A 9,305-nucleotide genomic window follows, 5' to 3' on the forward strand; every position below is an offset into this window, starting at 1 on the left:
GCCCCACCGGCCGCTTCGGCACCGGCGAGGTCGGCGTCCACCTGGGCGGCGGTCGGCTTCGCCAGCCCCTGGACCACCACCTGCCCGGCGTCGGTCTCCAGCACCGTGCCCGCCGGGATGACGAGCTGGCCGGCGCTGATGTTCGCACCCGGCTTGAGACCGGTGACGTCGAGCTCGATCGACCCGGGGATGTCGGTCGCGGCCGCCTGCAACGAGACGGCTGTCAGCTGCTGGTCGACGAGGGTGTCGCTCTCGGCGATCCCGACGAGGGTCACCGGCACCTCGACCGTGACCCGCTCGCCCTGACGGATGATGACCAGGTCGACGTGCTCGAAACTGCCCTTGATCGGATGACGCTGGACGTCCTTGGGAAGGGCGAGCTGCGTCCCGTCGGAGAGCTCCAGCCGGAGCAGCACGTTCGTACCGGCATCGGTCTTGAACGCGTGCAGAAGATCGTGAGCGCGCAGCGAGATGTGGCGGGGCGGCTGGCCGTGGCCGTACAGGACGGCCGGGACCTTGCCGGCCTTGCGGGTACGACGAGCCCCGCCCTTGCCGAACTCGGTGCGGGGCTCCGCGGCGATGCGGACCTCGGACATGGCGGTACTCATCCTCCTATTACGGATCTTCAATGGACATCGGCGCCGCCTTAGCACAAGAAACCAGCAGCGCCGCGACGCGGTCTTTCAGAGTACCGGACGCATCATGAGCCGACGGATCCGCCCTGTCGCCGACGGAAGACCGTGTGGCGTGCCGGGTGGGACCGAGTGGAGGGCCTGATGGACGGCCCGATGGAGGGCTGTTGTCGCACAGTGCGCGCATGCGGCTATAACGGTCCGATGAGGGCTCAGACGCCGCAACCCCTGTTGCTGGTCGGTGCCGGCGGGTTCGCCCGCGAGACGGCCCAGGCCGTGCTCGCCACCGAACGATACCAGCTGATCGGTTTCACGGACGACGATCCGGCCCGCCACGGCGGCACGGTGGACGGCCTGCCCGTCGTCGGCGGCACGGAGGTGGTCGCCGGTACGCCGGACGCGGCGGTGATCCTCTGCCCCGGCTCCGGCGCGGTCCGGGCCCGGCTCGCCGCCCGCCTGGCCGCTGACGGCGTCGGCCCGGAGCGCTTCGGCACGGTCGTCCACCCCAGCGTGCACCTGCCGCCCTCATGCACGCTCGGTCATGGCAGCGTGCTCCTCCAGGGGGCGGCCCTGACCACATCCGTCACCGTCGGTAATCATGTTTCGGTGATGCCGAACACGGTGCTCACCCACGACGACGTCGTCGCCGATTTCGCGACGATCTGCGGATCGGTCACGCTGGCCGGCGGGGTGCGGGTCGGGGCCGGCGCCTACCTCGGCCAGGGCGCGCTCGTCCGGGAGAACCTCACGATCGGCGCGTGGTCGACGCTCGGCATGGGCGCGGTCGTACTCACCGACGTCCCCGAGGCCGAGGTGTGGGTGGGCAGCCCGGCCCGCTTCCTGCGCCGGGCCGCACAGCCGCCCTCGCGGTAAGTCGCCCTCGCGGCAGGCCGGCCGGGCGGCGTGGCCGCCCTCGCTATAGTCGGCAGCGCACGAGTCGACGTCGCGCGTCGACCGAGGGGGTCTCGCGCCGGGCCGGCGCGTGCGGGGGACGGAAACGACATGCCATTGACTGCCGCACGGAAAAGTTCCATCGACTACATCGGCCACGCCGGTTTCGTCGTACGACACGATGAATTCCGGCTGCTCATCGACCCGTGGTTCCACCCGGCTTTTCTTGAGTCCTGGTTCCCGTTCCCGGACAACGGGCACCTGCTCGAGCGGGTCGCCGCCGGCTCCTATGACGCGTTGTACGTCTCGCACACCCACACCGACCACTTCGACCGGGCGCTGCTGCGCATGCTCCCCCGGTCGCTGCCGGTGCTCTGCGCGGCCTTCCGCTCCCGGGACCTGCTGCGGGAGATGCGCGGCCTCGGCTTCAGCGACATCACCGTGCTCGGCCACGGCGAGTCGGTACCGCTGCGCCCCGGCCTCCAGGCGACCATGCTGCTGGACACCAGCCACAAGGAGGACAGCGCGCTCCTGGTCGAGCTGGACGGTTTCCGCTTCCTCGACCTCAACGACTGCCACCCCAAGCTCACCGAGCTGCCACGCGACGTCGACCTGCTCGCCGCGCAGTTCTCCGGGGCCATGTGGTACCCGAACTGCTACTCCTATCCTTTGCCGGTGATGCGGGAGAAGGTCGCCCAGGTGCGTTCCGGCCTCCTCGACACCCTGATGCGGACGGTCGCCGCGACCGACGCCCGCGCCTACGTCCCCTGCGCGGGGCCGCCGGTCTTCCTCGACCCGGCTCTGCGCGTCCACAACGACCGCGAACAGACGATCTTTCCGCACTGGGCGGACGTCGCGCCCTCGTTCGTCGAGGCGGCCCCGCAGGTGAAGATCGTCGACGTCCAGCCTGGTGACCGGATCGACATCGTCGGCGGCAAACCGGTCACGGCCGCGGCACCGGCACCGGCACCCACCGACGTCGCCGGCTACGCTCGGCGCCGGCAGGCGCAGTGGGGCGCGCACGAACAACGCCCCGACACCCCGGTGAGCACGGCCGAGCTGGACGCCTACTTCTCCCGGCTGATCCGGCGCAACCGCCCGTTGCTGGCGGACTACCAGCGCGATCTCACCATTCTTTCCGGTACGCGGCGGTGGACGGTGATGATCCGGCCGGTTCCCCCGCAACCGGCGGTCGTGGCGGCCTCGCCCCCGGCGCTCCCACCCGACGCTGTCCCACCCGGCGGCGCCACGGCCGGCGGCACCACAGCCAGCGACGGCACAGCCGGCGGCAGCGCGGTGGCCGCTGGCCCGCCGGGCAGTTACGAGCTGCATGTCCCGCCGCGCGTCCTGCGCGCGATCGTCGACGGGGAGGCCACCTGGGAGGAGGCGCTGCTGTCGATGCGGATAGGGCTCCGGCGCGATCCGGACCTGTTCGACGTCACCCTGATGGGCCTGCTGCGCTACGGCGACACCCCGGTGGTGACCTGGCAGCTGCGGCAGGACAGCTCCGTGTCGGACGAAACGATCACCCGTGACGGACTGCGGATTCAGCGTTACTGCCCACACGCCGGCGAGGATCTCACCGACGCCGACATCGTCGACGGCGTGCTGGAATGCCCGCGCCACCACTGGGCCTGGGACCTGACCACCGGACGCTGCGTACGAGGCGGCACCTGGCCGCTGTCGGTCTCCCCCACCGAGTAGAGCGCCATCCACCCGCCGGGAGGACCGGGATCACCGGTGGGGAGCGAACATGATGAGGCCGGCTCCGGTCAGGCAGACGAACGCGCCGGCGATGTCGTAACGGTCAGGCCGGTAACCGTCGGCGACAACGCCCCAGGCGAGGGAGCCGGCGACGAACACGCCGCCGTAGGCGGCCAGCAGCCGCCCGAAGGCCGCCTCCTCCTGAAGCGTGGCGACGAGCCCGTAGACGCACAGGGAGACCAGCCCGCCGCCGACGAACAGCACACCCCGGTGCTCACGGATCCCCTGCCACACCAGCCAGGCCCCGCCGATCTCGGCGAGCGCGGCCAGGACGAAAAGCACCGCCGTACGCGGGACGGACACGGCTTAGACGGTGGGCGCCGACGAGGTACCGCCGGCGAACCAGGCGAGCGCGTCCCGCAGCGCGGGACGCCATACCGTGAACGTGTGCACCCCCGGTCGCAGGTGTAGCTGCACCGGGTACCCGTCAGCGCTGAGAAGATCACGCATATGCCGGATGGGAGTGGTGACGGCGTGGTCACGGCGCCCCGCGTCGAGCCAGACCCGCGGCCGGGGGCCCGGTCCCAGCCCGTCGACATAGAGATCAGGGCTGTTCGCGGCCGCGGCGGCCTGGGCCGCCGGACCGGTACCGAACAGCGGGCGGAGCCCGTCCTCGTGGGTCGGACGGGTCAGCCCGGACATGTCTATGATCGTTCCGAACATGGATCTGTGCCGCAGGCCGAGGTTGAGCGCGCAGTAACCACCCGCCGACATCCCGGCGATCCCCCGGCCGGCCGGTCCGGACTCGGCCCGTAAGGCCGACTCGACCGTCGGTATGACGTCGCTGAACAGATGGGTCTCGACATGTTCGGTCACCCCGTCGACGCACTCCGGGTCGTCGAGCCAGCCACGGCTCATCCGCGGCATCACGATGATCACCGGATGGCCGGCGGCGGCGACCTGGGCACCGGCGTCGGCGGCCTGCCCGCCCCGCAGCCAGTCAGCGGGGATGCCAGGTGATCCGTGGATCAGGTAGAGCACCGGAAAGCGCCACCGCGGCTGGTCGAAGTACTGGGGCGGAAGGTAGACGAGCGCGGTCGTCCGCCCGAACCCGCTACCACGGTCCGGAACCGGCAGGGTCAGGACGGCTCCGTGGGGATGCGGACGCGGGGCGTCCGACGGCGTCGGGGAGCGCAGGTCCGCGACCTTCAGACGCGGATCGGAGCCGCCCGCGGTCGCCGCTCCCACCACGTCCCCGAGCCGGGGCAGGTAACTGAAGTAGGCGTTGACCACGTCGGCCACCGCCGCGACCGTCAGAAGTATCGCCACGGGGACGGCCAGTAACCTGGTCGGTTTCGGCCATCCGCGACGGATTCGGATCACCATGATCCATAAAACCGCCACCGCCGCGAACAGGCCACCGATGAATCCGCCCGACAGCACCGACAGTCCGCTCATCGCCGGACTGTTCGCCCCAGGATGTCCATACGGTCAACGATCGCACAGCCGTCGGGCGACACGGGCCCGGCCATGGGGAGGCGCCAGCGCCCCCGGCCCGGGCGGCGCACCCGGGCCGGCGACAGCCGACACGGACTGACAGTTCAGCCGGTGCTTCTCAGCCGATGATCCCACTGGAGAGATCACCGGCTGGCCACACTATGGTTACCCGTCGTATACCTGAACGTACCGGACGCACCGGACGCACCGGACGCACGACGGGACACGCGTCCAGCCGTGCGTCATGACCGGTGGTCACGCGTCGCCGCCGAAGAGCTCGGTCACCGAGCCGTCCTCGAAGACCGCCCTGATGGCGGCGGCCAACAACGGCGCGATCGACAGTTCAGTGATCTTGTCGATGCGGGCCTCGCTGGGCAGCGGGAGGGTGTTGGTGAGCACGACCTCGCTGATCTCGGAGTTCTTCAGGCGGTCCACCGCCGGGCCGGAGAGCACACCGTGCGTCGCCGCGGCGATCACATCGGTCGCGCCGTGCTCGCGCAGCGACTCCGCCGCCTTGGTGATGGTGCCCGCGGTGTCGATCATGTCGTCGACGACGACGCAGGTACGGCCGGAGACCTCGCCCACCACGTCGAACATCTTCACCTGGTTCGGGACGTCCCGGTCGCGGCGCTTGTGGATGATCGCCAGCGGGCAGCCGAGCCGGTCGGTCCAGCGTTCGGCCACCCGGACCCGGCCGGCGTCCGGGGCCACCACCGTGACCGCGGACGTGTCGAGCTTGGCCTCGATGTAGTCGGCGAGCAGCGGCAGCGCGAACAGGTGGTCCACCGGGCCGTCGAAGAAGCCCTGGATCTGGGCGGTGTGCAGGTCCACCGACATCAGCCGGTGCGCGCCGGCGGTCTTGAACAGGTCGGCGATCAGCCGGGCCGAGATCGGCTCCCGGCCGCGGTGCTTCTTGTCCTGCCGGGCGTAGGGGTAGAAGGGCGCGACCACGGTGACCCGCTTCGCGTTGGCCCGCTTCAGCGCGTCGACCATGATGAGCTGCTCCATGAGCCAGGTGTTCACCGGCGAGGAGTGGCACTGCAGCACGAACGCGTCACATCCGCGTACGGATTTCTCGAACCGGACGAAGATCTCTCCGTTGGAGAATTCATACGCATTGGTGGGAACCGGTTCGACATCAAGTTCCCGGGCAACCTCGGCCACCAGGTCAGGGTGTGCACGGCCACCGAAAAGCATCAGGTTGCGCCGATTATCCGTCTGATAGGCCATCAAAGGTTCTCCACCTTCGTCCCGCTCCGTCATGGTCGGTCCTCATACCGTGGCGAGCCGCTACGCGCGGTGCCCGTTGTCGGAAATACCGGCAACCGTGACAGGGGCCGGCCCGGCGCGATCAGCCCCGGCGTGAGCCACCCCGTTCGGGCCACCGTCGTCACCTGCCTGTTCGGCATACCCGCGCGCGGCAGCGGCGGCTCGTGCCGCCGCGGTGCCCGGACGCCGTAGTTCGACCCATCCCTCGATCGTCCGCTGCCGGCCCTCCCTGACCGCGAGTGCGCCCGGCAGCACATCCTCGGTCACGACCGAACCGGCGCCGGTGTACGCACCGTCGCCAACATGCACGGGCGCCACCAGTACGGTGTCACTTCCGATCTTGACATCCGCGCCGATCACCGTACGGTGCTTGGCGACGCCGTCGTAGTTCGCCACGATCGTGCCACATCCGATGTTGCTACGCGCGCCGATCACCGCGTCCCCCACATAGGCCAGGTGCGGCACCTTCGCCCCGTCGGCGATCTCCGCGGCCTTCGTCTCCACGAACGCGCCGAGCTTGACCCCGCGGCCGACACGGGTGCCCTCGCGCAGATGCGTGTAGGGGCCGACGGCCGCGTCCGGGCCGATCACCGCTCGGGAGGCGGTCGTCCGGCTCACCGTGGCCGCGGCACCCACCAGCGTGTCGGTGAGCGTGCAGTCGGGGCCGATCACCGCGCCGGCCGCCACCCGGGTGCTGCCGTGCAGGAAGGTGTGCGGGAGCAGCGTCACGTCCGCCTCGAGGGCCACGTCGGCGTCGATCCAGGTGGTGGCGGGATCCAGCACGGTGACGCCGGCCCGCATGGCCGCGGTCACCAGCCTGTCCCGCATGGCCGCGGCGGCGGCGGCCAGCTGGACCCGGTCGTTGACCCCGGCGGCCTCCCCGGGGTCGTCCAGCGGATACGCCCGGACGGTCCGCCCGCCGTCGAAGAACGCGCCGACCACGTCGGTCAGGTACTCCTCGCCCTGGGCGTTGTCGGCCGTCAGGGAGGACAGCGCCGCCAGCAGCGGGCCGGCCGTGAACACGTACACGCCGGTGTTGATCTCCCGGACGGCGGCGGTGGCGGCGTCGGCGTCGGCCTGCTCGACGATCGCGCGGATCCGGCCGGACGGATCCCGCAGCACCCGCCCGTAGCCGAAGGGATCGGGCACCTCGGCGGTCAGCACCGTCGCCGCCGCCGGCTCGTGCGCGTGCGCCGCGACCAGCGCCGACATCGTCGCGCCGGTCAGCAGCGGGGTGTCCCCCGGGACGACGACCACGAGGTCGTCCGGGCGGATGTCACCCGCCGCGGGCAGCGCGGCCCGCACGGCGTGGCCGGTGCCGCCCTGGCGGGCCTGCACGACCGGGGTGACCTCGGGCACGCGACCGGCCAGCGCCGCGGCCACCTGCTCGCGCCCGTGCCCGACGACCACCAGCTGCCGCTCGGCCCCGAGCGGGGCGACCGCGGCGAGAACATGATCCACAAGGGTGCGCCCGGCGACACGGTGAAGCACCTTCGGGGTCGCGGAGCGCATCCGCCTGCCCTCACCCGCGGCGAGGACGACAACGGCCGCCAGACGTGGTTGGGTCACACGAGCTCCCCTGATCGTGGACATCAACTCGATGCGTGTCGAGCTTACCGGATTGCGACCGGCGGATATCCGCGGCCAGGGGATATCGTGGACAATTCCGGTGGACCAAATGATTTGTACGGACCGGCGCACCCGCCGATCCGGCCCGGGGCTCCGCCGCCACGACTCGAACGTGGACTAGAAGAACCAAAATCTCCTGTGCTGCCAATTACACCACGGCGGACCGAGAAAATCTTTCGTAGCATACCACTGCCAGCAGGCCAAAGAGGACATGGCCATGATTTTTTCGGGTCCGGGACACCCCCGGCCCGCCGCGTCGCCACCGCGCGCGACCGCCGCCAGCCGCCCCCACCAGCTCCTGGTGACAACCACCGTACCCTGGCCGCAACCGTCCAGGCCCGTGAAATTGTTTTTCCACGATGTTTCCCGCCCCGGACACCACGTGTTACCGCCGCAAGCTACGGTGTCACAAGCTACGGTGTCACAACGGAAACCATTGCGACGACGAAACCGGTGGACGGCACTGATGGACGGGGTTATGTCATGACCGCTACCGACACGGTGAACCCGGCGGGTGCCACGGCCCCCGCGGCCCAGGTGGGCGCGCCCACCCGGCACACCGTGGCGCCGAGGTCCGCGCTGAAGGCACGAGGGGAACAGATCACCCTCACCATGGTCATCATGATCCCGCTGGCGGCCCTCGCCGCCGCGGTACCGCTGCTGTGGGACCGGTGGATCAGCCCCCGCGACGTGATCATCGCCGTCGCCATGTACGCGATCACCGGCCACGGGGTGACGGTCGGTTTCCACCGCTACTTCACCCACCGCGGGTTCAGGACCTCCAGGCCGGTACGCGTCGCGCTCGCCATCGCCGGCAGCATGGCGATCGAGGGCCCGGTCATCCGCTGGGTGGCCGACCACCGGCGTCACCACGCCTTCAGCGACCGGGACGGCGACCCGCACTCGCCATGGCGCTACGGCCCCGGCTTCCGCGCCCTGACCAAGGGCCTGTGGCACGCCCACATCGGCTGGCTGTTCGACGTCGAACAGACCGACCAGCGCCGGTACGCCCCGGACCTGCTCGACGACGCCGACATCGTCCGCGTCAGCCGCCTGTTCGGGCTCTGGGCGACGCTCAGCCTCGCGGCCCCGGCACTGGTCGGTGGCCTGTGGGGCGGCTCGTTCGAGGCGGCGGTGCAGGCGTTCTTCTGGGCGAGCCTGGTCCGGGTGTGCGTCCTGCACCACGTCACCTGGTCGACGAACAGCATCTGCCACGTCGCCGGCAAGCACCCGTACAGGTCGCGGGACCGCTCCGGCAACGTCTGGCCGCTGGCCATCCTGTCGATGGGCGAGTCCTGGCACAACCTGCACCACGCCGAGCCCACGCTGGCCCGCCACGGCGTCAGGCCCTGGCAGGTGGACTCCAGCTTCTACCTGATCAAGGCGATGGAGACACTGCACCTCGTCCACGAGGTCCGCTGGCCCGACCCACAACGCCTCCAGGCAAAGGCTCTCCCCAAATAGTGCCTTAGGCACTATTTGGGGGCCCCGGCCTCTGTGGTGGGCGCCGCCCGTGGCTTGGCGATCACCTACCGGCGATCACCAAGGGAACGCACACCCAGGCAAAACCACCGCGGAGTGCTCCGGGGACCCCAGCATCCTGGTGGGTGCCGCCGCCCACATCGACCAACATCCATCAGACACGCCCCAGAGCGCTTCGCGTGGATCCTGCTTGATGCGGAT

8 protein-coding genes and 1 tRNA gene are annotated in these 9,305 nt (G+C 70.4%); 3 read left to right on the top strand and 6 right to left on the bottom strand.

Annotated features, from left to right (window positions below):
* On the bottom strand, window positions 1-596 hold a 596-nt coding region (locus NBW84_RS18595), incomplete at its 3' end, for a 50S ribosomal protein L25/general stress protein Ctc (protein ID WP_250286017.1).
* 240 nt (window positions 597-836) lie between these two features.
* On the opposite strand from NBW84_RS18595, the gene NBW84_RS18600 reads away from it, so the two are divergent.
* Together NBW84_RS18600 and NBW84_RS18605 are read left to right on the top strand one after the other, a co-directional pair.
* Window positions 837-1,505 (top strand): NeuD/PglB/VioB family sugar acetyltransferase, encoded by a 669-nt coding sequence (locus NBW84_RS18600; RefSeq protein ID WP_250286018.1) that lies wholly within the window; start codon window positions 837-839, stop codon window positions 1,503-1,505.
* Between the two features lie 129 nt (window positions 1,506-1,634).
* Complete coding sequence (locus NBW84_RS18605; protein WP_250286019.1) at window positions 1,635-3,227, top strand: Rieske 2Fe-2S domain-containing protein; 1,593 nt, start codon at window positions 1,635-1,637, stop codon at window positions 3,225-3,227.
* A gap of 30 nt (window positions 3,228-3,257) precedes the next feature.
* On the opposite strand, the gene NBW84_RS18610 is transcribed toward NBW84_RS18605, so the two are convergent.
* From NBW84_RS18610 to NBW84_RS18630, 5 genes are all read right to left on the bottom strand, one after another.
* Entirely contained in the window at window positions 3,258-3,590 is a 333-nt protein-coding gene (locus NBW84_RS18610) for a YnfA family protein (RefSeq protein WP_250286020.1), read from the bottom strand.
* A gap of 3 nt (window positions 3,591-3,593) precedes the next feature.
* The gene (locus NBW84_RS18615) at window positions 3,594-4,685 is read right to left on the bottom strand and encodes an alpha/beta hydrolase-fold protein (protein ID WP_250286021.1); all 1,092 of its coding nucleotides are present in this window, start codon (window positions 4,683-4,685) and stop codon (window positions 3,594-3,596) included.
* A gap of 294 nt (window positions 4,686-4,979) precedes the next feature.
* Window positions 4,980-5,954: a ribose-phosphate diphosphokinase gene (locus NBW84_RS18620; protein ID WP_250286022.1), complete on the bottom strand. Its 975-nt coding sequence runs from the start codon at window positions 5,952-5,954 to the stop codon at window positions 4,980-4,982.
* Window positions 5,955-6,014: 60 nt separating this feature from the next.
* The gene (glmU, locus tag NBW84_RS18625; protein WP_445548762.1) at window positions 6,015-7,586 is read right to left on the bottom strand and encodes a bifunctional UDP-N-acetylglucosamine diphosphorylase/glucosamine-1-phosphate N-acetyltransferase GlmU; all 1,572 of its coding nucleotides are present in this window, start codon (window positions 7,584-7,586) and stop codon (window positions 6,015-6,017) included.
* Window positions 7,587-7,713: 127 nt separating this feature from the next.
* Window positions 7,714-7,785 (bottom strand) — tRNA-Gln (locus tag NBW84_RS18630).
* A gap of 320 nt (window positions 7,786-8,105) precedes the next feature.
* On the opposite strand from NBW84_RS18630, the gene NBW84_RS18635 reads away from it, so the two are divergent.
* A complete protein-coding gene (locus NBW84_RS18635) occupies window positions 8,106-9,086 on the top strand; it encodes an acyl-CoA desaturase (protein ID WP_250286023.1) in 981 nt (326 codons plus the stop codon).
* The last annotated feature ends 219 nt before the right edge of the window (window positions 9,087-9,305 follow it).

Origin of the sequence: Protofrankia sp. CiP1_Cm_nod2 (assembly GCF_920664355.1) — a bacterium.
Lineage (GTDB): Bacteria > Actinomycetota > Actinomycetes > Frankiales > Frankiaceae > Protofrankia.

What these genes read in the sequence shown, in the direction of transcription:
- NBW84_RS18600 (WP_250286018.1), top strand. Translation starts at nt 837, where the DNA reads ATGAGGGCTCAGACGCCGCAACCCCTGTTGCTGGTCGGTGCCGGCGGG.
- NBW84_RS18605 (WP_250286019.1), top strand. Translation starts at nt 1,635, where the DNA reads ATGCCATTGACTGCCGCACGGAAAAGTTCCATCGACTACATCGGCCAC.
- NBW84_RS18615 (WP_250286021.1), bottom strand. Translation starts at nt 4,685, where the DNA reads ATGAGCGGACTGTCGGTGCTGTCGGGCGGATTCATCGGTGGCCTGTTC.
- NBW84_RS18620 (WP_250286022.1), bottom strand. Translation starts at nt 5,954, where the DNA reads ATGGCCTATCAGACGGATAATCGGCGCAACCTGATGCTTTTCGGTGGC.
- glmU (WP_445548762.1), bottom strand. Translation starts at nt 7,586, where the DNA reads ATGTCCACGATCAGGGGAGCTCGTGTGACCCAACCACGTCTGGCGGCC.
- NBW84_RS18635 (WP_250286023.1), top strand. Translation starts at nt 8,106, where the DNA reads ATGACCGCTACCGACACGGTGAACCCGGCGGGTGCCACGGCCCCCGCG.